Raw genomic sequence first — 25,376 nt, 5'->3', positions numbered from 1 at the left:
GGTTCGGCCGTTCGCGGCCGGACCCCTTTTTATTTGAATAGTTATGACAGAACAGACACACGACAATAATATCCGCCACATCGTTATTGCCGGTGGCGGCACAGCCGGCTGGTCTGCGGCGGCGGCACTGGCGCGCGTGCTCGCGGGCAGTGGCTCCACCATCACTCTGGTGGAGTCGGAGGCTATTGGCACCGTGGGTGTGGGCGAGGCAACCATTCCCACTATCCATACCTTTCATCGCATGTTGGGCATCGACGAGACCGAATTTGTCCGCGCCACCCAGGCCACCTTCAAACTGGGCATTGAGTTCCGCGGCTGGGGCAGTGCCGACAACCGCTACTTCCACCCCTTTGGCCACTATGGCCGCGAGTTCGATTCCATTCCCTTCCATCAATACTGGCTGTATGGCAGCCGGTTCGAAGATTGCGGCAACCTGTCGGAATATTCCCTGTGTACGCTGGCCGCGGAACGCGGGCGCTTTCTCCCCGCCAACTCGGACCCCCGCTCAATCCTCTCCCAACTCGGCTACGCCTACCATTTCGACGCCGGTCTATATGCGAAATTTTTGCGGAACTATGCCGAGCGGCTGGGGGTACGCCGGCAGGAAGGACAGGTTGTAGATGTAACACTGCGAAAAGAAGACGGTGCCATTCGCGAGCTGGTGATGGCGTCGGGACAACGGGTTGAAGGCGACTTTTTTATCGATTGCACCGGCTTCGCCGGGCTCTTGATCGGCGGTGCCCTAAACGTCGGTTACGAGGACTGGTCCCATTTGCTGCCCGCCAACAGTGCGGTGGCAGTACCCTCGGAAAATGTCGGTCCTACCGCGCCCTACACCCGTTCCACCGCAGCGGCAGGGGGCTGGCAATGGCGCATCCCGCTGCAGCACCGCACCGGCAACGGATTTGTCTACAGCAGCCGCTTTCTCTCCGACGAGCAGGCGGTGGAGACGCTGCTGCAAAACCTCGAGGGACGCGCCTTGGCGGAACCTCGGCAATTGCGCTTCACCACCGGCCGCAGGAAAAAGTTCTGGCACAAAAACTGTGTCGCTCTGGGACTGGCGGCAGGCTTTATGGAACCGCTTGAATCCACCGCAATACACTTGGTGCAAACCAGTATTTCGCGGTTGCTGCTGTTGTTTCCGGGCCGCGAGCTGCATCCCGCGGATATCGAGGAATTCAATAGGCAAACAGCCCGGGAATATGAGTACATCCGCGATTTCATTATCCTCCACTACCACGCCAACCAGCGCAGTGAACCGCTTTGGCAATACTGCCGGGAAATGCCGGTTCCGGAGACGCTCACACATCGCATCGCTTTATTTCGCAACCGTGGCCGCTTCTTCGAGCGTGAAGAAGACTTGTTTAAAACGGCCAGCTGGCTGGCGGTACTAATGGGCCAGGGTATCCAACCGCAAGGCTACCATCCGGTGATGGAAGGCAAGACACCGCAAAAAGTATTGGGCATGTTGCGGGAAATGCGCGAACTGCTGCGCTCGGGCGCAGAGGCAATGCCGACACATGACGAATTTATTGCTCAGAATTGCCGCGCGCCTTCGCCTAGCGAACCTCTGGTTAATTCGCATAGCCGCAGTCGTTGAATGCGGAGCGCTCAGGCAGGGCATTGCAAAAACGCTCGAGTACATCCCTGTAGTGCCGTCGGATTTTTCCCTGTGTCCGACGGTTTTGCCCCCCTTCCCATTGCCTGAGCGCCTTGGCGCCCAGCGCAGCTCCCGTGTAAATGAATCAAAAACTCCGCAAGTATTCCACGGCTGTCCGCAATTGACTGTCTCCGTATCCGTTCCGGCCGATACAATCCACACTGGAATCAATCGGCAACCGGCGGGAATGGCGGCATAATGAAAAAAACCATCACCATCACCACTGCGGCCCTGACAGCAGTGGCCCTGACCTTCGCGCTGCTGGCCCCCAAGCTACTCGGGTTCTCGGTTACCCAGCTGGGTGCCGCCGTACGGGTGGCCACCGGTATGGGGGCGAAGCTCGCCTGTTCCGGTTACTTTATCTCCGGCCTGGATAAAAACCGCATTCTCGACGACCTGGCATCCTACTCGCCGGCCAACCGGCTGCTGGATCTGCACTACGGTGACAACCGTGTAACCGCCGAGTTGCTCGGCTTGGGACACGCCAGCGCCAGCTACCGGGACGGACTCGGCTGTACCCTGGACATCGGCGATACCAGTGTGCTGGACCGGGTGCGGTTGGCCCCGCTGACCAGTAATGGGGAGGAGTGGCCACAGGGGGAAACCGCGTCCCATATCAATGTAGATTTGCAGAAGCGCGTCGAGACGACCCTCAGCCGCGACAATGCTGCAGGACTGGATACCCGGGCGCTGCTGGTGGTGCAGGACGGCGTCATTGCCGCTGAAGCCTACGCGCCGGGTATCGATGCCCAGACGCCTCTACTGGGCTGGTCCATGGGCAAGAGCGTGACCGCCATCATGCAGGGTCGCCTGGAGACGCTGGGCTTGGCGGACAGTACCGTGAAGCCGGTTTTCGCCGAATGGAAGAGCGACGAGCGCGCGCGCATCGCCCTGGATGACCTGTTGCATATGAGTTCCGGGCTGGACTTTGACGAGACTTACGCGCCCGGCAGCGACGCCACCGAGATGCTGTTCAACGCACACAGTGCCTCAGATATCGCGCTGGTGCGCCCCGCCACCTACACACCCGGCGAACACTTTTCCTACTCGTCCGGCACCACCAATCTCATCGCGCGCTGGATACACGAGCGCCTGGGCGGCGACGTGCAGGCGAGCCTGGATTTTCTGCGGCAGGAGCTTCTACAACCGCTGAATATGGCCCACACCGTTTTCGAGATGGACCCGAGCGGTGTTTTTGTCGGCAGCTCCTATCTGTATGCCTCTGCCCGCGACTGGGCGCGCCTGGGCCTGCTGATGTTAAACCGCGGTCAGTGGGAGGGGGCACAGCTATTGAGCGAGGACTGGGTGGCGCGGGCAACGGCTCCCAACACCAGCGCCAACGAACCGCGCTATGGATACCAGTTCTGGCTCAACAGCGGCGGGGAGGAGCTGCGCTACCCGCAGCTGCCCGCGGACGCCTACTTTATGCTCGGCAACCGCAAACAGGTTGTGATGATTTCACCCTCCACCAACACGGTAGTTGTTCGCCTGGGCTGGTCCGCGGGCAGCTATCCCACCGGTGAGAACTTTGCCGGCCTGCTGCCACAGCCTGATGTAGCCTCTGATTAATTCACGCGCGCAAGCTGCAACGGCCACCAGGGTGTGCACACACCAGCGGCCTTTAAATAGCGGCCCAATGGTTATTTTTGGGCAATCGCCCTTTTGGTCTCCCGCGAAGCCGGTACAATCGGCCCCCGTTTGCCGAATTCCTTGAGGGACCCCCTATGCTTCTCGCCGCGCTCGCCATCATCGCTGGATTCGCCCTGCTGGTCTGGAGCGCCGACCGCTTCGTCGAGGGGGCCGCCGCCACCGCCAAGCACGCCGGCATGCCGACACTGCTGATCGGTATGGTGATTGTCGGTTTTGGCACTTCCGCGCCGGAGATGGTGGTGTCCGCCATGGCGGCACTGGACGGCAGCCCGGGGCTGGCGCTGGGCAACGCCTATGGCTCGAATATCGCCAACACGGGATTGATCCTCGGTTTCACCGCCCTGTTTTGTCCCCTGGCAGTGCACTCAAAAATTGTGCGCAAAGAGCTGCCGCTCTTACTGGCGATCACCCTGTTGGGCGGCTTCTTCCTGTGGGATGACGCCCTCGCCCGCTGGGAAGCACTGCTATTGTTGGCGGGCTTCTTCGCTCTTATCGGCTGGTCTATCTACTCGGCGATGACCGGCAAGGGCGATGTGATTGAGGGCGAAGTGGAAAGCGAATTGGAAATTCACGCCATGACACTCGGCCGCGCCATATTCTGGCTGGCCGCTGGCCTGGCACTGCTGATTATCAGCTCGCGCATTCTGGTATGGGGCGCGGTGACCATTGCCGAGGCCCTGGGTGTCAGCGATCTGGTCATCGGCCTCACCATTGTCGCGCTCGGCACGTCGCTGCCAGAACTGGCCGCCACGCTGATCGCCGCGCGCAAGGGCGAGCACGATATCGCCATCGGCAATGTAGTGGGATCAAATATGTTCAACCTGCTGGCGGTGGTGGGCATCGCCGGCGCCATAGCGCCCATGTCCAGCGTGCCGCCGGAAGTGCTGTCGCGCGACTGGCCGATGGTGATCGGCCTGACCGTGGGCCTGTTTGTTTTCTGCTACGGCTTCCGCGGCCCGGGGCGAATCAACCGCTTCGAGGGCGCGGCGCTGTTGCTGGCCTATATCGCGTACAACAGTTACTTGGCAGTGACCATTACCCAGTCCGCGCTGTCCTGAGCGGGTCCGCGGACACCAGCCGCCTGGAAGCGCCCATACACTTGTGAATCAGGGGCGCTCCAGGCGCGCCAACCGAGCCTGCAGGCGTTCTATCTCGTCCAGCAATTCAATCGCCAGCGCAGCTCCGGCCAGGTTCACCCCCAGATCCCGCCTCAGGGAGTACACTTTGCGCACGCGACGGATACAGACACCGCTAAAGCGCCAGCGGGTACCACTTCCTAGGGGTTCGATAATGCCCTCCTCCACCAGTGCCGTCACTTCTTCCGCAGACGTACCGCAGGCACGGCAGAGTTCACCCAGGGTAAGTTCGCTCTCTTCACCCAGAATTGGACCAGTGGTTTCCTCGGGGTTCATAGCCGCCATGGTCAACCTCCCATATCCACGCGTGGATTAAAGTCAAATGCTTCGCTGAACCGGCGGTATGCCTCTCTGTGCGCCTCGGTTTCCGCGGGAGGGGCAACCACATTCAATACCACATACAGATCACCGGGTACCTTGGCCGGAATACCGCGCCCCTTGAGACGCAGCTTGCCGCCATCTTTGCTGTTGGGCGGTATCTTCAGGTTAACCGGGCCATCCGGTGTCGGCACCTGAACACTAGCCCCCAGCGCGGCCTCCCAGGGAGACAGCGGCAGGTTGAGATACACGGTTTTACCTTCGACGGAATAGTGTCTGTGCGGATTGAAGTGAATTTCCAGGTAGAGGTCACCGGGCTGGCCCCCGCCAATACCGGGCTCGCCCTGGCCCGCCAGGCGTATCTGCTGGCCCTCGGTAATTCCCTTGGGAATTTTCACATTTAGCTTGCGCGCTTCGATCCGCGGCCGCCCGTCCGCGCCGAGAACTGTATGCTTCAGGGTGATCTGACGGGTGCCACCCCGGTAGCTGTCTTCCAAGTCGATGTTGATCTTGGCGTAGGTATTCTCGCCTTGGGCGTGGAACGGCTGCCGGCGCGCTCCGCCGAATCCGCGCCCATAGGCATTCCCGAAGCCACCCGCGCGGCCGAACAGACTCTCGAAGAAATCGCTGAAGGCCCCTGGATCCGCTTCCGTATAGCCACCGCCGTGGAACTCGAAACCCGAATCCCAGCCGGGAGGCGGGCGGAACTCCTCGCCGGGCTGGTAACCGGCGCCGAGCTGATCATAGGCAGCGCGCTTCTCTGGGTCTTTGAGCACTTCATAGGCTTCGCTGATTTCCTTGAAGCGCTCCTCAGCCTCTTCTTCTTTGCTGACATCCGGATGGTATTTGCGCGCCAACTTGCGGTAGGCGCGCTTGATCTCCGCCTGGTCCGCACCGCGTTCCAGGCCGAGGATCTGATAGTAGTCTTTGTATTCCATGGCATTCATCAAAGCTGATTATTGGCAGCTCTGCCACAAAACCACACGCAGCCGAGCCGCGAACCATCATTATGCCACTGCAAAAAAAAGCCGCCCACAAGGGCGGCTTTGCAATTAGGCTTCCGACTCCGCCACCTTGGCGAAATCTCCAACTCCGGCTTCTTTCAGCAGTGAGTCCACCAAGGGGGCCATTGCGCGGTGTTTGAGTGCGCTGCCCACCAGGGCCTCAGGCAGACTCTGTCCCCGGCTCTCTCCATCGGCATCCACAATTCCGCCGCCCGCGCGGCCATCGACACCATTCAGCCCCTCGACGGAAATAATCTTCATTCCCTCGATGCTCTCCAACGGCTTGACGCTCTCGCGAATAATATGGGGCAGATTTTCATGCAGACTGAGAACCTGCTTCAGAGCGATCTGTGCATCGCTGAGGCTGTTCAATGCCTCGTTCATCAGGCGCTGCCCCTCGGCGTCCACAGCGTATTTCTCCCGGTCGGCTTCCACCTTAATACGGATGGCTTCAGCTTCCGCGGCGGCTTGCAGGCGCAGTGCCTCAGCCTTGTCCTCTGCCGCAGCTTTCTCCGCCTCGGCGGCCACCTTGATGGCGGTAGCCTGGCGTTCCGCTTCCTTCTGCGCCTCGATGATCTCAATGCGCTTATCACGCTCGGCCGCTTCCACATCTTTGGCCGTACGCACTTGTTCCTCAGCTTTTACCGCCTCAGCCAAGGCCACATTCGCCTGCTGGTCGGCCATGGATTGCTCTTTGGATTTCTCCGCTACGGCAATGGCGCGCTCCTGCTCGGCAATCTCTACAGCCTTCTGCTTGGAAATGCGCTGCTCCTCAAGAATGCGCTCGCGCTCAATTTCCTGTTCCTGCAGGCGTTTTTCCTTTTCAATTTCCAACAGTTTGGTGGCCTGCTCGGCGGCGATACGCGCCTGATCCACCTCCCGCTCAGCCTCGATCTCCGCCTGCCGTGCGGCGCGCTCCTGGGCGGCCTGTTCGCGGGCGATATCCGCTTTTTGAGCGGCTTCGCGGTTTTCCAGTTCGCGCTGCTGTTCGAGGTGCGCGTAACGTTTTTCCTTTTCGATTTCCAGCCGCTGGCGCTCGGCCTCAAGGTTTTTCTTTTCGATCTGTACGCGAGTCTCCTGCTCGACGTCGTTCACTTCTTTGCGCCGCGCCTCGATGGAGCGGGTCATGCTGGCCAGACCCTCGGCGTCGAACACATTGTCCTGGTTGAAAAACTCTTTGTGGGTTTGATCCAGGCCGGTCAAGGAAACGGATTCCAGCTCCAGACCGTTTTTCAGCAGATCTTCGGACACCACCTGCTGTACTTTCTGTACAAACTGACTGCGCTGTTCGTGCAGTTCCGCCATCTGCATTTCCGCCGCCACTGAACGCAGGGCATCGACGAATTTACCCTCGATCATATCTTTCAATGCGTCCGGGTCCAGAGTGCGCAAACCCAGGGTCTGGGCGGCATTGGCAATGGCATCCGTATCAGGCTTTACGCGCAAATAGAATTCCGCCAGCACATCTACACGCATACGGTCTTTGGTAATCAGCGCCTGGTGTTCCTTGCGCGACACAGCCAGGCGCAGGGTATTCATATTCACCGGGATGATTTCGTGCAGCACCGGCAATACCAGTGCGCCACCATTCATAATGACTTTTTGCCCCCCCATACCAGTGCGCACAAAAGAGCGCTCTTTGGAAGCGCGGGTGTAGAGACGCGCAAAAATAGCGCCTATAACGATCAGGCCGACCAGCACTGCGCCGGCCATAAACAAGATGGTGGAAAAGTTTTCGATCACATTCACGCTATTCATCTCCTAATTATTTTCTGTGAGGTGTTTACTGGAGGGCCGTATTACGCGGAAATTGGCTCCCCGCTCCTCCACTAGCAACACCTTCTCCCCCTGAGTGAAAGTTTCATCGCCATCCGGCTCCACCATCACATAATGGGTAGTCCCAAACTCGTCGCTGAAGCGCGCCTCCGCCGGTGAGCCGGCCGCGGCCTCGCCGATAGTGATCACCGCCACGCGGCCGACAAAAGAGCTGCGCCCAACCGATTCGGTTTCATCACCCACCGCAAAGCGACGCAGCAGATTGCCGACAAAGCGCACCTGCGGCAACGCCAGCAGAAATACCGGCACTGCGAGCAGCCAGCCCGGCAGCAGGAAACCAACCACCGACTCAACAAGCAACTGAATCGTCAGGCCCGTGATACCAAAGCCAACCAGAAAGGCCACCAGTAGTATCAGCGCGGGCACCTCTCCGAAACGCAACCAGCCGAGAAATCTGGTCAAGACGCCACCGGCCTCGGCGTCCGGCACATCCACATCGAAGTCCAAGTCCGGCAACAGATTGTCCAACAGCTCCGAAAGTCCGAAGCCGATCAGAGTCATGACGCCCTCGAGGACAGCGATCATCAGCATCAGTACCAGGGCGCCGGTAAACAGCAGATTGCCGTCCTGCAACAGGAACGCCATTACACCTTCGCCTCAGACTTAATCTTCGCCAATCGCTCCTGGATACGGTTGTTGCGTGCCAGCTCTTCCAGCTCCGCCAGCTTGCCGGCATCCGCACTGGACTCGGCGGTGGGCACACCCGCGCGCTCCAGCACGCGGTTGAAGGCATCGGTGGCCTGATCCACCTTGTTCGCGGTTGTGCGGCTTGTACCGCGCTCTCCGCCGCTGGGGCCGTCGGCAACATGCTCGCTGGCTTTGGCAAATTCGCGCAGCTGTTCGCGCATCTCGCGCTTTTTGCCCTGAAGCGCACTGATATAAGCGTTCAACTCATTGATCTCGGCATCGGCGTCGGCAATGGCTTTTTCCAGTACCGGCAGTTGCGCCTCTATGTCCATCTGCTTGGCGATAGCGACCTCGGCCAGGTCATCGCGCCCTTCCCGGACCGCGATATCGATCTGTTCCGCGAGGCTACTGTGACGACTGTTCTCGTCGTTGAGCGCTTTACTACTCAGATACTTGGCCGCCTCGGCCTTGCCCAACTGGTCGCGCACATCTTGGATGGCTTCGTCGATCTCGCGGATCGCCTGTTCCATCACGAGCTGCGGCGTTGCGTTTTCCACTGAATCCACCAGGGCGTTCACCGATGCGGATATGATTCGGGAAATGCGTTTTACCAGTCCTTCTTTCATTTTTATCTCCTTCCGTCCGGTTGATTTAACTATTTTTCCAATAAGCGATGAAGCTGTTTTTTTAAGCGCTGTGCCGTTTCCGCATTCGCTGTCCGCGTCTCTCCCGGCAGGGCCAGCAACCGTATTTTTTCCAGGAATACCTCCACAGCGGCCAGCGCGCGCTGCTCCAACAGCGGGGTCATGGGTTCCTTGTCGGCGCAGGACTGCACTGCCGCCGCACTCTCTGCGAGCAGGTCCAGCAATGCCTCCACCAGCAGGCTTCGCTCGCGCTCTTCAACGCAGCGGGCCTTGATTGGCAATATGGATTCAGAGGAAGCGATGTAGGCGCGGGCAAAGCTCTGCATGCCCACGGATTCGCGCGCCATAGCGATCAGCTCGCGCACCTTTTCGCTTTGCGTGACAGCACCGTTGCGGTCGATAGACATCAGATAGGCGTAGTCGTCAGCCGACAGACGCGCTGATATGGATTGGCTCTTGTTGAGCATGGTCAATTCCTTTAACCGGTGATGTATACAAAAGTACACACGCAGGTCTGGCCAGTCAACGATACTTTGCGAGATTTCTCATTATGTGGGAATTGACGCCAGGACGACAGGCGGAGCCCCCTGTGCTTTGCTTTCTCAATAAACAGCGACAAAGGGCCGGCCCCCGGTTCTGCGCATGACGGCACACAACCTGATCCTCAACGTCGACAGCTACAAAGCCAGTCACTACCTACAGTATCCGCCGGGTAGCGAGTATGTAAGTAGTTACATCGAGTGTCGTGGTGGCGAATTTCCGGAAGCGGTTTTCTTCGGCCTGCAGGCATTTATCAAGCAGTATCTGCTGAAGCCCATATCGGCGGCAGATATCGACGAGGCGGAGCAGCTGCTCCACGCCCACGGCCTGCCCTGCCACCGGGCCGGCTGGGAGCATATTCTTCAAGCTCACGCGGGCCTGCTACCGCTGGAAATATCCGCGGTTCCCGAGGGCACAGTGGTGCCCCTGCACAATGTGATGTTGCAGGTAGTCAACACCTGCCCCGCCTGCTTCTGGCTGACCACGTATATTGAGACAGCGCTGCTGCGCGCCATCTGGTACCCGGCAACCGTTGCCACTCAGAGCCGTGAAATAAAAAAAGTCATCGCCAAATACCTGGAGGAAACCGCAGGCTCTCTCAAAAGCCTTCCATTCAAACTGCACGATTTCGGCGCCCGTGGCGCCAGCAGTCTCGAAACGGCGATGCTCGGCGGCATGGCCCATCTGGTCAATTTTCAGGGTACGGATACTGTCTCAGGAGTGATAGCGGCGCACAAATACTACGGGGCAGACATGGCCGGCTTCTCAATCCCCGCCGCCGAACACAGCACCATCACCGCCTGGGGCAGGCCCGGAGAGGCCGCCGCCTATGCAAATATGCTCGACCACTTTGCCGGTCCGGACAGAGTCGTGGCAGTGGTCAGCGACAGCTACGATATTTGGAGCGCCATTGACACCATCTGGGGTGGGGCGCTCAGAGAGCGGGTGATCCAAAACGGCGGCACTCTGGTGATACGCCCGGACTCCGGCGAACCGGTGAAAATGGTTACCGAAAGCCTGGAACGGTTAATGCGTATATTTGGTGCGCGCACAAACCGCAAGGGTTACCGGGTGCTGCCGGACTTTATCCGCATCATTCAGGGCGATGGTATCTCCCGCCACTCCATCCCCAAAATCCTGCAGGCAATGAAGACGCGAAAACAGAGCGCAGAAAATATCACCTTTGGCATGGGCGGTGAACTGCTGCAGAAACTGCACCGCGACACAATGAACTTCGCCATGAAAGCCAATGCGATCCGCATCAACGGACACTGGCACGGTATCTGTAAAAATCCGCGCACCGGGCCAGAAAAAAAATCCAGGTGCGGGCGCCTGGCACTGGTGCGTAACAACGCAGGCCAGATGGTGACCATTGCTCTGGACGAATTGGGGCGGCGAAAAAACCTGCTAGAGCCCGTTTATCGAGACGGGCAGCTGCTGCGCGAAACACGATTTGAGGAAGTGCGGCACCGCGCGCAGATTCCACTGAGGGGTGGATAGGCAATATCACGGCTTCAGTGGATACCAGCCCCCTTTCAGCTCGCCCCCGCATAGCGTCCTTTCAACGAATTGCACCTTTACAAACCCTTCCTGCCGCGATTACTTGTCGCATTGCTCCCAACCAACGCACTGAGCTTCGGCCTTGTACTGGCCTGCTTTTGCGCGCTGTGGCGCTTTTTTTGCAATCTGTTTTGCAATTGTGTGTAAGCAATAACAACAAACAAGGTTTCTGTCGGCCCCGTGGCCGGGAACCTGGGGAGAGACATGGATACAAGAATAGACAGACGACGTTTTCTCAAAATCGCTGGTGTCGGCGCCAGCGGCATACTTCTACCGGTCTACGGGACTCCGGTCACCGCAGCACAGTTGACCAATGAGGGCATGGATGCTCGCAGTAAGAAAGCTCTGGCGGACGTGGTGCTGAACACAGCGCGCAAGGCCGGGGCCAGCTACACCGATGTGCGCATCGGCCGCTATTTAAACCAGTTCGTTATCACCCGCGAGACCCGTGTGGAAAATATTGTTAACACCGAGTCTTTCGGCGCGGGCATCCGCGTGATCGCCGACGGCACCTGGGGCTTTGCCGCCACCAACGACCTGACGCCGGACGGTATTGCCAAAGCCGCACGTCAGGCGGTGGCCGTAGCCCGCGCCAACGCCAAATACCAAAAGGAACCGGTGCAGCTGGCACCAGTGAAAGGCGTGGGGGAAGTCAGCTGGCAAACACCGATTGAGAAAAACGCTTTCGAAGTGCCTATCAGCGAAAAAGTGGATTTTCTGATGGAGGTCAACAATGCGGCTATGGTGGCCGGCGCGGACTTCATCAACTCCACACTGTATTTGGTCAACGAACAGAAATACTTCGCCTCCAGCGACGGCTCCTATATCGACCAGGATGTGCACCGCCTGTGGGCCCCCATGACAGTGACCGCGGTGGACAAGAAAAGCGGTACCTTCAAAACCCGCAACGGCTTTAGCGATCCCGTGGGGCGCGGCTACGAATATCTCGATGGACGCGAAGCGGACAAGATTCACGGCCAGACAGTGCTCTACCGGAATTCCTACGACATGATCGAGGATGCCCGTCTCGCCGCCCAACAAGCCAGGGCCAAGCACGGCGCGAAGTCTATTAAACCCGGTCAGTACGACCTGGTACTGGACCCCTCGCATCTGATGCTCACTATTCACGAGTCCGTCGGCCACCCACTGGAGCTGGACCGGGTACTGGGCTACGAAGCCAACTATGCCGGCACTTCCTTCGCCACCCTCGACAAGTGGCGCAGCGGAAAATTCCAATACGGCAGCGACAAAGTGAATATTTTTGCCGATAAAACCCAGCCGGGCTCCCTGGGCGCGGTCGGCTACGATGACGAAGGTGTAAAAACCAAGCGTTGGGACCTGATTAAAAACGGCATTCTGGTGAACTACCAGGCTATCCGCGATCAGGTACACATGCTCGACCAGAAAGAATCCCACGGCTGCTGCTACGCGGACAGCTGGTCCAGCGTGCAGTTTCAGCGCATGCCCAATGTTTCCCTGGCGCCGGGAGAGAAAAAGTATTCGCCCAAGGACATGATCCGTGATGTGGAAAAAGGCATCTACATCATTGGCCGAGGCTCATACTCCATCGACCAGCAACGCTACAACTTCCAATTCGGCGGACAACTGTTTTATGAAATCAAAAACGGGGAAATTGTCGGCCAGGTAGAAGACGTCGCCTATCAGTCGAATACCCAGGAGTTCTGGAATGCCTGCTCGGCGATCTGCGACAGCAGCGACTACCGTCTAGGCGGCACATTCTTTGATGGCAAAGGCCAGCCGAGCCAAGTGAGCGCGGTTTCCCACGGTTGCTCAACGGCCCGCTTTGACAAAGTCAATGTCATTAATACCAAGCGCAGGATTTCCTAGCCCGTACACACTGGCGCTCTCACTCGCTCAGATGTGCTCACGCGAAATTACTAAAATCTTTTCCAGTGGGCACGTAAAAAAATAAAGAATTGGAGAACATTCAATGGCCATATTATCCAGAAGTGAAGCAAAGCAGATACTCGATAAAGTGCTGAAATACAGCAAGGCCGAGGCTGCCAGCGCGCAGCTTTCCGGCAGCGAAACCGGCAATATCCGCTACGCCCGCAACAGTGTGTCCACCAGCGGTATCGTTAATGATATCGAGCTGGTTGTGGAGGCGCGCTTCGGCAAAAAGTCCGGTATCGCCACCATCAACGAATTCAGCGATGCCGCATTGGAAAAAGTCATGCGGCGCGCAGAAGAGCTGGCTAAACTGTCTCCGGATAATCCGGAGTCCATGCCCCTACTGGGCGCGCAGAAATATCTACCCGTTAATGCGTTCGCCAAATCCACCGCGGAAATCACGCCGGACCAGCGCGCCAAGGCAGCCGCGGATTCCATTGCGGCAGCAAAGAAACAGAAGGTAGTGGCCGCAGGCTTCCTCGAGGACACACGCACCTTCGCCGCCGTGGCCAACACTGAGGGACTGTTCGGCTACCACGCCTCCACCTCGGCCAACTTTACCGTGACCATGCGCACCGAAAACGGCCAGGGTTCCGGCTGGGCGCAAAGCGATGTCACCGACTTCGCCACCATGGATACTGGCGCCACCTCCCGCATCGCCGCGCAGAAAGCCGTTGAATCCCAACAGGCGCGCGCATTGGAACCGGGAAAATACACGGTCATCCTGGAGCCCAGCGCAGTGTCCGGCCTGCTCGGATTTATGATGTGGTCGGCGGACGCGCGCACAGCGGATGAAGGCCGCAGCTTTATGAGTAAAAAAGGCGGCGGCAACCGCATCGGCGAGAAGATGTTCGACAAGCGCGTACACCTCTATTCCGATCCCACCGACCCGAATGTGCCGGCGCAGCCCTGGTCCGATGAAGACCATATGGCACTGTCACGAATCGATTGGATAAAGAACGGCGTAGTCCGCAACCTGCCGCGCAGCCGCTACTGGGCACAAAAAACCAAAGCGGAGCCCGTGCCGCGGCCGAGTAACCTGATCATGGCCGGTGGTGATAAATCCACCGAACAGCTGATCAAGGAAACCCGCCGCGGTGTGCTGGTTACCCGCACCTGGTATATCCGTATGGTGGACCCGCAATCTCTGCTCCTGACCGGTCTGACCCGCGACGGGACCTTCTATATCGAGAACGGAAAAATTAAATATCCCATCAAGAATTTCCGCTTCAATGAGAGCCCGGTCATTATGCTCAACAATATCGAGGATATGGGTCGCCCCCAACGGGTGGGGATGGGAGGCTTCTCGGCGATGATCCCAGCGCTGAAGGTGCGCGACTTTACCTTCAGCAGTCTTTCCGACGCTGTTTGACCGCGCAACGCAAATGAGGAACAGAAAAATGGACAGAAGAAAATTCCTGCAGTTGAGTGGTGCCGGCCTCGGTTTTTCCATGCTGCCGCTGTCCGGCGTTGCCGTGGCGGAAGCCAAACTGACACAGAGCGGGATCGATATAGCGGTGAAAAAAGAGCTTGCGGACGCGGCACTCAATACCGCCACCAAGCTGGGCGCCAGCTACGCCGACGTGCGTATCGGCCGCTACCTGAACCAGTTTGTCATCACCCGCGAGATGAAAGTGCAAAACGTCGTCAATACCGAGTCCCTCGGTATGGGCGTGCGTGTGATCGCCAATGGCACCTGGGGGTTCGCCGCCACCAATGATATGACCGTGGACGGTATCAGCCGCGCTGCCGCCCAGGCGGTAGCCACGGCCAAGGCCAATTCCCGCTATCAGGAAGAACCGGTACAACTGGCGAAACAGAAAGGTTTTGGGGAAGTCAGCTGGCGCACCCCCATCCAGAAAAATGCCATCGCAATGCCGCTGGCGGAAAAGGTGGACCTGCTGATGGAGGTCAACAAGGCCGCCCTGGATTCCGGTGCCGATTTTGTCAATTCCATGCTGTTCCTGGTCAACGAGCAGAAGTATTTCGCTTCCACCGACGGCTCCTATATCGACCAGGACGTTCACCGCCTGTGGGCCCCCTTTGAAGTGACCGCAGTGGACAAAAAGAGTGGGGCTTTCCGCAGCCGCCGGGGCCTGAGTCAACCGGTGGGCAGGGGCTTCGAGTACCTGGACGGCCGCAAAGAAGACAAGATTCAATCTCAGACCGTTTTGTACCGCGACTCCTACGACATGCTTGAAGACGCGCGCCTGGCCGCCGAACAGGCGCGGGAAAAGCTCAGCGCCAAATCCGTTAAGCCGGGAAAATACGACCTGGTGCTGGACCCCAGCCACCTGTGGCTCACCATCCACGAATCCGTCGGCCACCCGCTGGAGCTGGACCGGGTGCTGGGCTACGAGGCTAATTTCGCCGGAACCTCTTTTGCCACCATCGACAAGTGGCGCAGCGGAAAATTCCAGTACGGCAGCGACAAGGTCAACTTCGTGGCAGACAAAGTGCAGCCCGGCTCCCTGGGCGCGGTCGGCTACGACGATGAGGGCGTGAAAACTGGCAGCTGGGAGTTAGTGAAAGACGGTGTACTGGTCAACTACCAGGCGATCCGCGATCAGGTACACATGCTCGGCCAAAAGGCTTCCCACGGCTGCTGTTATGCCGACAGCTGGTCCAGCGTGCAGTTCCAACGCATGCCCAACGTATCGCTGATGCCGGGCAAAGAAACACTCAGCGTGGAAGACATGATCAAGGATGTGGAAAAAGGCATCTACATCATTGGTGACGGCTCCTTCTCAATCGACCAGCAGCGCTACAACTTCCAGTTCGGCGGCCAGCTGTTCTACGAAATCGAGAATGGCAAAATCACCGGTATGCTGGAAGATGTCGCCTACCAGTCGAACACCCAGGAGTTCTGGAATGCCTGTTCACAGATCTGTGACAAGCGGGACTACCGCTTGGGCGGCTCTTTCTTCGATGGCAAGGGGCAACCGCAACAGGTCAGCGCCGTATCCCATGGCAGTGCAACCGCGCGCTTTAACGGCGTCAATGTGATCAATACCAAACGCAAATTGGGTTAATCACTGGCATGGGCACTGCTTTGCATTTCAGTGCCAGCTGCAGACACGACATCCCGACACGGGGTGCCGTGTCTGCCGAGGCATGACGATTGCCGCTTTTGCCGATACACCACAGATATCTCTGAGTAGTAAACGTGTCTCTCACCCGCAAGGAATTTCTCCGCCGCCTGATATTGGGCAGTTGCGCTGCCGCACTACCGATCGGCCTGCGCGCGGAAGATTCCCGGCAGCACTACGACTTCTACTTCACCCGCTTGATGTACGAGTCCGGCGACTGGGACGTGGATCAGCGCATGCCGTCCAACCTGCTGAACTCGCTGGTGGAGTACACCAATCTCAAGGTCGACCCCACCGAACACATAGTGCCGCTGGCCGACCCCAAAATGCTGCTCGCGCCTTTTTGCTATCTATCCGGGCACAAACTGGTGGAATTTACCCCGGCGGAGGCGCGCAACTTCCGCGACTATGTCAACCGCGGCGGCTTTGTCTTCGTGGACGACTGCAACCACGATATCGACGGCCTTTTCGCAAAATCCTTTGAAGCGCAGATGGATAAACTGTTCGGTGAAAATTGCCTGCAAAAATTGCCGGACGACCACGACCTCTACCACTGCTTTTTCCAGTTCGACGAACTGCCGGTAACCAGCTTTGAACTAAACGGCTGGGGCGACGACCTGGTGCACGACTACCTGAAAGCAATTATGGTCAACGGCCGCATCGCCGTGCTCTACAGCAACAAAGACTTCGGCTGCGAATGGGATTACGACTACCGAAACAAGCGCTGGCTGGCCATCGACAACACAAAATTCGCCGTAAACATCGTTATCTACGCACTGACAAGCTGAATCCATATGCAGACAAGTACACCGGCGTCCATTGAAGGCCGCATAGAACAGCACCTGAAAGGACTGGAAAAACTAAAAGGGGAAATTGGCAAGACGATCGTCGGCCAAGAGGAGATTATTGAGCAACTGCTCATCTGCCTGCTGGCCCGCGGCCACGCACTGCTCGAAGGTGTTCCCGGCCTCGGCAAGACACTGCTGGTGAAAACACTGGCGGACTGCAGCGAGCTGGCATTCAAACGGGTGCAGTTCACACCGGACCTGATGCCGGGGGATATTCTCGGCAGCGAGATACTCGAGGAAGACCACTCCACCGGCAAACGGTTTTTCAAATTCCAGCCAGGGCCAATTTTCACCAACATTCTGCTGGCGGACGAAATCAACCGCACACCGCCCAAAACCCAAGCCGCATTGCTGGAATCCATGCAGGAGTACGCGGTCACCGTAGCCGGTGAAACCATGGCGCTGCCGGCCCCCTACTTCGTACTGGCGACGCAAAACCCGATCGAACAGGCGGGCACTTACCCGCTGCCGGAAGCTCAGCTGGACCGCTTCCTGCTCAATATCCATATCGACTACCCCAGCGAAGAAGACGAGATTGCGATACTGCGCACAACCACTGGCGGCACGGCGGCAAAACCGGAGCCCTGCCTGAACGCCGACGAACTGCTGGAAATACAAAAGCTGGTGCGCGAAATCCCCATAAGCGACGACCTCTACCGCTATGTCGCCCAGCTAGTGCGCGCCACCCGTGGCGGCGAGAAAGGCAATGACGACCTGCAGCGGTGGATCAAATGGGGCGCCGGCCCCCGCGCCGGTCAGGCACTGATACTGGCCGCCAAAGCGCGCGCCCTGCTCAAGGGGCGTCTCGCCGTCACCCGGGAAGATATCCGCACTCTGCTGTTGCCGGTATTGCGCCACCGCATACTGCTCAGCTTTCAGGCCCAGGCGGATGGTGTTTCGGTGCAGCGGGTACTGGGGGAGCTCCTCGACTTTGTGCCCGAGCCCGGGCGCAACTGACCCTCGGAAGGCGAACCTTGGAATTCACAGATCCACTGATACTGGCCAGCACCCGCGATCTGCTGTGGCTGTCCCGCCATATCGCCGAGGGCATGCTGCTGGGCGCCCAGCACAGCCACCAACGCGGTGCCGGTATCGAGTTTCAACAGTACCGCAGCTACGAGCCCGGCGACTCCATCCGCCATATCGACTGGAAGCTGTTCGCGCGCTCGGACCGCTACTATGTGCGCGAGGCGGAACAGGAGAGCCAGATGCACGTCTGCATCGCCCTCGATACCAGCGCCTCCATGGCGCAACCGAGCTTTATCCACCCGCAGCTGACCAAATTGCAGTACGCCAAATGCTGGATCGCCACCCTCTGCTGGCTGCTGCACAACCAGGGGGACCGCTTTTCCCTGCTGGCGCTGAGTGACAGCGGCAACCGCCATATCACCGAGGGGCGCGGCGAAGCCCACCACCGGCGCCTGGTGCTGGAGCTGCAGCAACTGCAGGCCGGTGGCCACTGGCCCGCACAGGCACAGCTGGAAACCGTCTGGCAACATTTCGAGAAGCCCTGCCAAGTGGTGCTGATAAGCGATTTTTTCGAGCCCTCGGATACAACCGAAATCAGCGATTTCGCCACGCGCCTGCACGCCGCCGGCCGCCCCTGCCTGCCGCTGCAGCTGCTGGTGGAAGCCGAGAAAACATTTCCGTTCGACGGCGATTTGAAAATTCGCAATCCCGAATCGCCGGCGATCATCGAGCTCAATGCCAAAGCCCAGCGCGCCGATTACCTGCGCGCATTCGCGGCGGCGCAGAACCGACTGGCCGCGCGCTTTGCCGCTCAGGAATGCCCGCTCACCAGCGTGACGATAGAAGAACCCCTGGAACAGTCACTGCGCCGTTTTATCCGCGCCCACTCCAGGTTTGGCGGAGGTATCGGCTGAGATGCAATGGCTCTCTCCCCAATGGCTCTGGCTGCTCGGCGCCCTGGCAATTCCACTGCTGATCCACCTGTTTCGCCGCAACGCATCGCGGGAGATCACCTTCGCCGCAGTCCAGTGGCTGGAGAAAAAACGCTCCTCCCGCAAGCGGCTGCTGTTGCGAGATAAATGGCTGCTGCTGTTGCGCATGCTGCTGCTTGCGCTACTCGCGCTGCTGTTGTCACAGCCCCTCTGGCGCGACCAAAGCCCTGCGGACGGCAATATTCTGTTGGTGGACCCCCGTATTGAAGAGGCGCAGCTGAAGGAATTTCTCAAACAGGCGCCGCCCTTTGCGGAAAGCTTCTGGCTGCAGGCGGAGCCGGTACCGGTTTCCGAGCCGCAACCGCAGCCCGTCGATCTGTGGAAAACCCTGTCCACCTTGGCCACTGCCGGCAAATTCCGCCGCGCCCATATCCTGCTGCGCAGCGCGCAAAACCCCGCCGGCCACAGCGCCCTGCAAGTCAGTCCCCACTGGCAGTGGCACACGCTGGAAACGGCGCAAACGGAAAGTGCCGCAGTACTGCCCAGACTGGCTCTGCTGGGCCCGGAACCGCCCTGGCTCGCCGCTGCGCTGCAACAACTGCGCGATACCAAAGCGCCGCAACTGGAACTACAGAAACTGGACACAACAGACGCTGTCAACGCGAGCGAACAGGACTGGCTGATCTACAACAACGCCGGGCCCCTGCCGGCGGCACTGGAGGAATTCGTCCGCGCGGGCGGTCTGCTGATCACCGGTCAGCGTGTACGTGCGCAACCCGAAATACACTTTGTCGAAATCGCAGGAAATAAAGGGCCACAGGCCGCCGCGCTCGGCCGCGGCAGCTGGTTGCGCTACACACAGGACTGGCACCAGGAGGCGTTTTTCCGGCGCCCCGCACTGCCGGAAAACCTGTGGCAACAATGGTTCGAACAGGACTGGGCGCTGCAGACACAGCATCGCGGCCTCTGGTCCGCCGCCGCGCCACCGGGCATTGCCGTGCCCGATACAGAAGTGCAAGGCTCGCACTGGGTGTCGCTCTCACAGTGGCTGCTGCTCGCATTGGTACTGCTGCTCGCACTGGAGCGCTGCATCGCGCTGGCGCGCCCGGTAGAGGGAGGTGAAAAACGTGGCTGATCGCGCTTACCAGTTGCTTCGGAAAGCCACCATCCGCTGGCGCGGCACCAGCCTCCAGCCTTATTTTTGGCTACTGGCGGGCGCAATCTCTGTGTCTCTGTTGCAGTGGCCGAACTGGATTCCCCCGGCTCTGCTGGGTGTAATTTTGCTGGCCCTGTTCCTGGACCGAAACTGGCGTATTTCCAGCACAGAAATCTGCCGCCGGCTGGACAGCCACTTTACCGCCCTGCAGGACAGCAGCGCACTGCTCGAGCAAGCGCCGGAGCACCTGAGCCCGCTTGCGCAACTGCAGCGGCAGCGCACCGCCACCGCACTGCAACAGCTGTTGGACAGCGGCGCACTGAAAAACTTCCGCCCGGCCTGGCACCGCAGCGCGGTGATCAATGCCGCTGGCGCCTGTCTCGGGCTGCTGTTGGCCGCCGCATTCACCGGCCTGCCCGAGCGCAAAGCAAGCAGCGCTGCGGGCGCGCGCACTGACGCAGTGCCGCCGTCAGCAATAGCCGTGGTGGAAGCCATCACAGAAGTCCGCCCGCCCGCCTACACAAAGCTGCCGCTACTGACACAATCACTGGAGGTGCGCGCGCCGGAACAGTCCAGTGTCACCTGGCGAATTACCCTGAATCAGCCCACCGATTCACTGGCGATGCTCGCCGCCAAAACGCGCTTTGACTTTACCGCTACGGAGCCCCTCCCCAGCCGTCACTGGCAACTGACACGAACAATGGCGGCGGCGGACTTTTATCAGCTTTCCGCGCGCCTTGGCGCGGCAGAAACGCTACTGCCGGAAATTCACAATATCGAAATCCAAAGCGACCGGCCGCCCGAATTCTCCTTCAGCCTGCCAAGGGACAATATTCTGGTGGCCGATAACAGCGCCTTGCCCCGCCTGCAGGTGGATGTCACGGTGCGGGATGATTTCCAGGTGGCAGGAACGGAACTGCTGATCACCCTGGCGAGCGGAGACGGCGAAAATGTCCGTTTCAGAAACGACACAATCGCATTAGAAGCGGTTCACGCTGAGGGCGGCGCCACGCGCTATCGCTTCACCCTGCCGCTGGACCGCTACACCGTAGAGCCAGGCGATGAGCTCTACTGGTTTCTGCAGGCGCGCGATAACCGGGAACCGGAACCGAATTTGAGCAAGAGCCAGCACTTTATTGTGCGCTGGCCACAGGAAGAGATATTCGGTCTCAGTGACGCGGAAGGTATGGCGATAAAAGTGCTGCCGGAATATTTCCGCAGCCAGCGCCAGCTGATTATCGATACCGAGGCGCTGATCGCTGAGCGGCAACAACTCAGTGAAGCGGCATTTCGCAAGCGCTCGCAATCCCTCGCCTACGAACAGAACCTGTTGCGCATGCGCTACGGCCGTTTCCTCGGCGAAGAAGATTCAGAGCTGGAACACAGCGATGGCGACGCGGCGCACGGTGATGACCACGCGTCACACGAAGAACACGAAGAAGGACATCCACCCTCGCCGCAGCAATTCGGCGACGCCAGCGGCGTAGTCGCCGCCGCAGGCCATCAGCACGACAGTTCCGAGCACGCAACGCTGTTCGACCCGCAAACCAAAGAATTGCTGCGCAGCGCGCTCAATGCCATGTGGAGCTCTCACCGGGAACTATCGGTGATAGATCCCCAGGCTTCCCTGCCCCATCAGCACCGGGCCCTGCGTTATATCAAGGAAGTACAGCAGGCCTCGCGTATCTACTTACAGCGGGTCGGTTTTGAGCCACCGCCCCTGGATGAGGAAAGGCGCCTGAGTGGCGAGCGGGGGGACGTTAAGCCGCCGCCATTGAGCGCCCAGCGCAGCGCTCCTGAACGGGAGCAGCTCGAGCAGCTGCTGCATCAGGTGCGCGCAGGAGATGCGCTGGACAGCGATACTGTGGAAGCGCTGCTGTCGCTGACACAAGTGCGCGAGCAACCGCAACTAAAGCTGGAATTGTCGAAAAACCTGCGCCTGTACCAGCAGAGAACAAACTGCAGCGACTGCCGCCGGCAGCTTTCCGCACTCTTATATCAATTACTGCCAGCACCTCAGGCGCTGCCGTCTCTGCCGCGAGAGCGCGCAGCCGCGGGCAGCTTTGACCACTGGCTGCGCCAACAGAATGGAGGCCGCGAATGAATTCCTGGATCGCCGCCGTCTGTATCGCCGCCCTGGGAATATCCCTGCTACAAGTTGTCCGGCAAAAAACAAGCGGCGCCCGCCGCACAGCCAGTGCCCTGCTGCAAATCGCCATCTGGGGACTTGTGTGGTTGCTCGTAACGCCCCCGGCACTGCTGCCGACAAACACCACCGACACACCGCAAATCGAATTGCCGCAAAACCGAGATGCGCTGCGCGATCTGCCGCCGACCCGGCTGCCGACGAAAACAGCAATCGACGCGCAAACCTGGCAAATCAGCTGGCCGCAGCGGTTGTCACTGGGAGAACCGCTGCAATTGCGTATAGCCCAGAACAGTAAAACAGCGAGCCGAATCTTTCTCGAAGATCCTTTCGGCAACACTGTGGACACGGCGCCTCTCGACCCGAAAAGCAGTGAGACAACACTCAACCACACCCCAAAACTTCCCGGCCGCTGGCTCTACCAGCTGCGATTCGAAACAGAGAGCGACGGTGCCACCAGCGTGCGCAGGGAGCCGCTGCCCGTAGAGGTGCTGGCGCCGGAGCCACCCACCGTTTTACTGTGGCTCGCCCGCCCGGGATTTGAGAGCGCCGCCCTGTCCCGATGGCTGCGCCAGTCCGGAACCCCCACCAGAGTCATCACACAATTAGCGCCGGAAGTTCTGCGGCGCGAGTCGTTTAACGGCGTGGAGACACAGAACCGGCAACTACTGGACCCCGAGGGCCCCTTCGACCTGCTAATACTGGACAGCCGCCTGTGGCCGCGACTGGACCTGTCTCAGCGGCAAAATCTAGCGAAGCTGGCCGAGAACCGATCCTTACTGTGGCTGGTAAACCCAGACAGTCCGCGCGGCTTCCTCGATTACACCCGCGCGCAAGGAATGCAGCTGGTTGCCTTATCAGCCCCCAAAACCGATTTCCCAATGGCGGACAAGGCGCCGCCTCTGGCCCTCAGCGGTTACGGTCCTCAATACGCGCGCCCCACAGACATCCAGCTCGGCACAGCGCCGATCTACTGGGCCCGTATCACCCCGGATCAGTCTCTCGGCTTTGTACTCTTCGGAGACAGCTACCGTTGGACCACCGGTGGATTTGCGGCGGAGTACTCCCGCCTGTGGAAAACCCTGTTCGACCACCAGCTGACATACCGCGGCGACCACACACCGATAGCGCTGAAGACGCAATTGCCTCTGGCACGACAGCGGGTAACCCTCTGCAGCCCAGCATTCGTCGGCACCGTACCCAAATTGATACCCGTAAATAACGAAGGTGTGGAAGCCCCCCTAACCGGCGTGGCGCTACCCGGTGGCAATGACACCTGTTACTCCTGGTGGCCACAAAAATCCGGCTGGCACCGCGTCGGCCCGGACAGTGAGGCGTTCCATTTCTATGTATTCCCCAGCGAGGCCTGGCCACAGTGGCAGCAAGCCATCGCCCACGCGGATACACAGCAAATGGCCAGCGCAAGGCTGGGCCCAACGAAAGATAAGGAGGTACCGCGATCTCAACTACCGCGGAACTGGATTGTACTGGCGTTGATACTGCTACTGACGTTTAGCTGGTGGTGGGAGCGGAGTTCGTTGCGTTGAGAGGATACAGGAATCTTTAGCAATCACCAGAGCGGAATGCTATCAGCACTAGCAATCCGCTTCCCGGAATGCTTGGGGAAATACATCAGTCTGTGAGGCTCTTTGGGTAGTGTTCAGAATTCTGAACACTACCTCAGAAAACTCCGTAATGTATCTTCTGACTTTAAATTCAATGTCAATCATTATTTCTCATATTAGGTTCTCCACTTTCCCAACGCTTTGCCATATGCTGATTTACGGGTGTCCAATTTTGTTCATTACTTTATTTTTACCAGCGAATACCATATTTTTCTTTGATTTTGGCATAGAGACTCAAATCGTCGCGAAAGTCATATTGATTTCGTCCTTGACCCACAATGCCAACATAGATAAAGAATAAGGAAAGACACAGAATCACTATACTTCCGAGTATTTTTTCAATGATTGTACCTGTGCTGGATAATAGTATATAAATACAAAGAATGCCGAAAAGAGCACCTGTAAAACTTATTACACGGCGAAACACAATCCATGTAATGGCGATTATTTTTTGAATTTTAGTGGGCTCTTTGTTTCTAACTGGGGATATATACCAACAGAACAATAAAGCCATGGATATACTGATGATCAACCAAAACCACACAGGCAAAACCCCTCTTTTAGATAACTATAACTTAACACCTGAATCAGACGTGCCTATGGCATCACCTGGACTTACTTGTTACAGATTCAGAATCTGAGGCCCGCATTAACATTGAATAACAGGACACGTGCCGCGGTCTCACCAGGAGTTCCAACAAACTGGAATTTCACTTCAGGACCAACAGTAAATGTATCTTTAAATACGACTCCACCCTTAAAGGAAGCCTCAGCGAAAGATCTTATTTTATTTCGCTCAGTACTAAATTCAGCTGCTCCAACCCCAGTAGTGCAACCTAAATATGCATTTACATCTTCGTTAATAATGAAATCCTGTATAAAACGGGCGCCAGCCGATACGGATTTATAGCTGCGGTGATTCTCACCTTGCCCCCCGCTTTCTGACTCAAGCACAGAAAAATCGATGTAATATAATTTGGAGCGGGGAATCCAGCGTACACCTTTGCCTGTTCCAGAATCCAGGCTCAATCTCGAATACGAACTGCCGTTCTTATCGCTTTCATATATATAATCTTTAACGGTAGCTGATGGCGCGTATGAAATAACCAACTCGTTCGCAGAAGCGATTTCAGCAATAAACAAAATTAAAGGTATTAGATAAATTACTTTCACTATTCCTCCGCATGAAGTCGTGTACAGAGATAGATTACATTATGCGTGCCTTGCACGAAAATGGGAGTGCAGAGATCCGTGCAAAAAGTGCATAGTATCGGATACTCCGCTGAGGCTCTAACATGCGAATTATGGACACCCACAACCCAAAAACTGTTCGACGCCAGTAATATTGCAAAACTTCTTATCTCATAGAAAACAACGTTCAACTATACACACAAATGAATAGCTAAAATGGAGCGTCCACGCAAATCCCTGATCTATCTTCAAGCTATGCCCTACTATCACTACGTCTCCCGCTGTGTGCATCGAAGGCAAGAAAGAGCTGCTGGGACTCTACTTGTCCGACCAGGAAGGCGCACACCATTGGCTGAGCGTTCTGACCGACTTATACAACCGCGGGGTCAAAGATATCCTGATCGCCTGTGTGGATGGCCTCCAGGGCTTCCCCGAAGCCATCGAGAGTATCTACCCCAAGACAGAGATCCAGCACTGCGTGATCCACCAGATCCGCAATTCGATGAAGTACGTGGCTTCGAAGAACCAGAAGGC

The 25,376-nt window shown here is 58.1% G+C and carries 20 protein-coding genes and 1 pseudogene; 14 read left to right on the top strand and 7 right to left on the bottom strand.

The features are described from left to right. Nucleotides 1-43: 43 nt before the first annotated feature. The 3 genes from BM155_RS07175 to BM155_RS07165 all read left to right on the top strand — a co-directional run bounded on the left by BM155_RS07175 (nucleotide 44) and on the right by BM155_RS07165 (nucleotide 4,368). Nucleotides 44-1,600 carry a tryptophan halogenase family protein gene (locus BM155_RS07175; protein WP_067150123.1) on the top strand — a complete coding sequence of 519 codons (1,557 nt, stop codon included), beginning with the start codon at nucleotides 44-46 and terminating at the stop codon, nucleotides 1,598-1,600. Between the two features lie 258 nt (nucleotides 1,601-1,858). Then, entirely contained in the window at nucleotides 1,859-3,229 is a 1,371-nt protein-coding gene (locus BM155_RS07170; RefSeq protein ID WP_074902079.1) for a serine hydrolase domain-containing protein, read from the top strand. A gap of 155 nt (nucleotides 3,230-3,384) precedes the next feature. Further along, nucleotides 3,385-4,368, top strand: coding sequence for a calcium/sodium antiporter (locus BM155_RS07165; protein WP_067150118.1), 984 nt, complete (start codon nucleotides 3,385-3,387; stop codon nucleotides 4,366-4,368). A 48-nt stretch (nucleotides 4,369-4,416) separates the two neighbouring features. Here the strand turns inward: BM155_RS07165 and BM155_RS07160 are convergent, their stop codons facing one another. From BM155_RS07160 to BM155_RS07135, 6 genes are all read right to left on the bottom strand, one after another. Next, the gene (locus BM155_RS07160; RefSeq protein WP_197463020.1) at nucleotides 4,417-4,731 is read right to left on the bottom strand and encodes a chaperone modulator CbpM; all 315 of its coding nucleotides are present in this window, start codon (nucleotides 4,729-4,731) and stop codon (nucleotides 4,417-4,419) included. Between the two features lie 2 nt (nucleotides 4,732-4,733). Further along, nucleotides 4,734-5,702, bottom strand: a complete 969-nt coding sequence (locus tag BM155_RS07155; RefSeq protein WP_067157219.1) for a DnaJ C-terminal domain-containing protein — start codon at nucleotides 5,700-5,702, stop codon at nucleotides 4,734-4,736. 114 nt (nucleotides 5,703-5,816) lie between these two features. Continuing rightward, nucleotides 5,817-7,526 (bottom strand): flotillin family protein, encoded by a 1,710-nt coding sequence (locus BM155_RS07150; RefSeq protein WP_067150115.1) that lies wholly within the window; start codon nucleotides 7,524-7,526, stop codon nucleotides 5,817-5,819. A 3-nt stretch (nucleotides 7,527-7,529) separates the two neighbouring features. Then, nucleotides 7,530-8,189 (bottom strand): YqiJ family protein, encoded by a 660-nt coding sequence (locus BM155_RS07145; RefSeq protein ID WP_067150112.1) that lies wholly within the window; start codon nucleotides 8,187-8,189, stop codon nucleotides 7,530-7,532. Beyond that, nucleotides 8,189-8,857 (bottom strand): PspA/IM30 family protein, encoded by a 669-nt coding sequence (locus BM155_RS07140; protein WP_067150109.1) that lies wholly within the window; start codon nucleotides 8,855-8,857, stop codon nucleotides 8,189-8,191. Before BM155_RS07140 ends, BM155_RS07145 begins: the two co-directional genes overlap by 1 nt. 29 nt (nucleotides 8,858-8,886) lie before the next feature. After that, complete coding sequence (locus BM155_RS07135) at nucleotides 8,887-9,342, bottom strand: hypothetical protein (RefSeq protein ID WP_067150106.1); 456 nt, start codon at nucleotides 9,340-9,342, stop codon at nucleotides 8,887-8,889. A gap of 175 nt (nucleotides 9,343-9,517) precedes the next feature. On the opposite strand from BM155_RS07135, the gene BM155_RS07130 reads away from it, so the two are divergent. The 10 genes from BM155_RS07130 to BM155_RS07085 all read left to right on the top strand — a co-directional run bounded on the left by BM155_RS07130 (nucleotide 9,518) and on the right by BM155_RS07085 (nucleotide 23,573). Beyond that, entirely contained in the window at nucleotides 9,518-10,915 is a 1,398-nt protein-coding gene (locus BM155_RS07130) for a nicotinate phosphoribosyltransferase (RefSeq protein WP_074902077.1), read from the top strand. Nucleotides 10,916-11,179: 264 nt separating this feature from the next. After that, complete coding sequence (locus BM155_RS07125) at nucleotides 11,180-12,823, top strand: TldD/PmbA family protein (RefSeq protein WP_231902424.1); 1,644 nt, start codon at nucleotides 11,180-11,182, stop codon at nucleotides 12,821-12,823. A 103-nt stretch (nucleotides 12,824-12,926) separates the two neighbouring features. Beyond that, the gene (locus tag BM155_RS07120) at nucleotides 12,927-14,258 is read left to right on the top strand and encodes a TldD/PmbA family protein (RefSeq protein ID WP_074902074.1); all 1,332 of its coding nucleotides are present in this window, start codon (nucleotides 12,927-12,929) and stop codon (nucleotides 14,256-14,258) included. Between the two features lie 28 nt (nucleotides 14,259-14,286). Further along, nucleotides 14,287-15,918: a TldD/PmbA family protein gene (locus tag BM155_RS07115; protein WP_067150096.1), complete on the top strand. Its 1,632-nt coding sequence runs from the start codon at nucleotides 14,287-14,289 to the stop codon at nucleotides 15,916-15,918. Nucleotides 15,919-16,052: 134 nt separating this feature from the next. Beyond that, nucleotides 16,053-16,763 carry a DUF4159 domain-containing protein gene (locus tag BM155_RS07110; RefSeq protein ID WP_074902071.1) on the top strand — a complete coding sequence of 237 codons (711 nt, stop codon included), beginning with the start codon at nucleotides 16,053-16,055 and terminating at the stop codon, nucleotides 16,761-16,763. 6 nt (nucleotides 16,764-16,769) lie between these two features. Further along, on the top strand, nucleotides 16,770-17,780 hold the full coding sequence (locus tag BM155_RS07105; RefSeq protein ID WP_074902068.1) for an AAA family ATPase: 1,011 nt from the start codon (nucleotides 16,770-16,772) through the stop codon (nucleotides 17,778-17,780). Between the two features lie 17 nt (nucleotides 17,781-17,797). Beyond that, nucleotides 17,798-18,706, top strand: coding sequence for a DUF58 domain-containing protein (locus BM155_RS07100; RefSeq protein ID WP_074902066.1), 909 nt, complete (start codon nucleotides 17,798-17,800; stop codon nucleotides 18,704-18,706). Between the two features lies 1 nt (nucleotide 18,707). Further along, complete coding sequence (locus BM155_RS07095) at nucleotides 18,708-19,859, top strand: BatA domain-containing protein (RefSeq protein WP_074902063.1); 1,152 nt, start codon at nucleotides 18,708-18,710, stop codon at nucleotides 19,857-19,859. Further along, nucleotides 19,852-21,984 carry a DUF4175 domain-containing protein gene (locus BM155_RS07090; RefSeq protein ID WP_139223174.1) on the top strand — a complete coding sequence of 711 codons (2,133 nt, stop codon included), beginning with the start codon at nucleotides 19,852-19,854 and terminating at the stop codon, nucleotides 21,982-21,984. The genes BM155_RS07095 and BM155_RS07090 overlap by 8 nt, the downstream gene beginning before the upstream one ends. Further along, on the top strand, nucleotides 21,981-23,573 hold the full coding sequence (locus tag BM155_RS07085; protein ID WP_074902058.1) for a hypothetical protein: 1,593 nt from the start codon (nucleotides 21,981-21,983) through the stop codon (nucleotides 23,571-23,573). Before BM155_RS07090 ends, BM155_RS07085 begins: the two co-directional genes overlap by 4 nt. 708 nt (nucleotides 23,574-24,281) lie before the next feature. On the opposite strand, the gene BM155_RS07075 is transcribed toward BM155_RS07085, so the two are convergent. Continuing rightward, on the bottom strand, nucleotides 24,282-24,824 hold the full coding sequence (locus BM155_RS07075; RefSeq protein WP_074902054.1) for a hypothetical protein: 543 nt from the start codon (nucleotides 24,822-24,824) through the stop codon (nucleotides 24,282-24,284). Nucleotides 24,825-25,128: 304 nt separating this feature from the next. Between BM155_RS07075 and BM155_RS07070 the strand changes: the two are divergent. After that, nucleotides 25,129-25,376: pseudogene (locus BM155_RS07070) on the top strand (transposase); the annotation flags it as partial.

This window comes from Microbulbifer thermotolerans, from assembly GCF_900112305.1.
Lineage (GTDB): Bacteria > Pseudomonadota > Gammaproteobacteria > Pseudomonadales > Cellvibrionaceae > Microbulbifer > Microbulbifer thermotolerans.
This window is presented reverse-complemented; position numbering and strand designations above follow the sequence as displayed.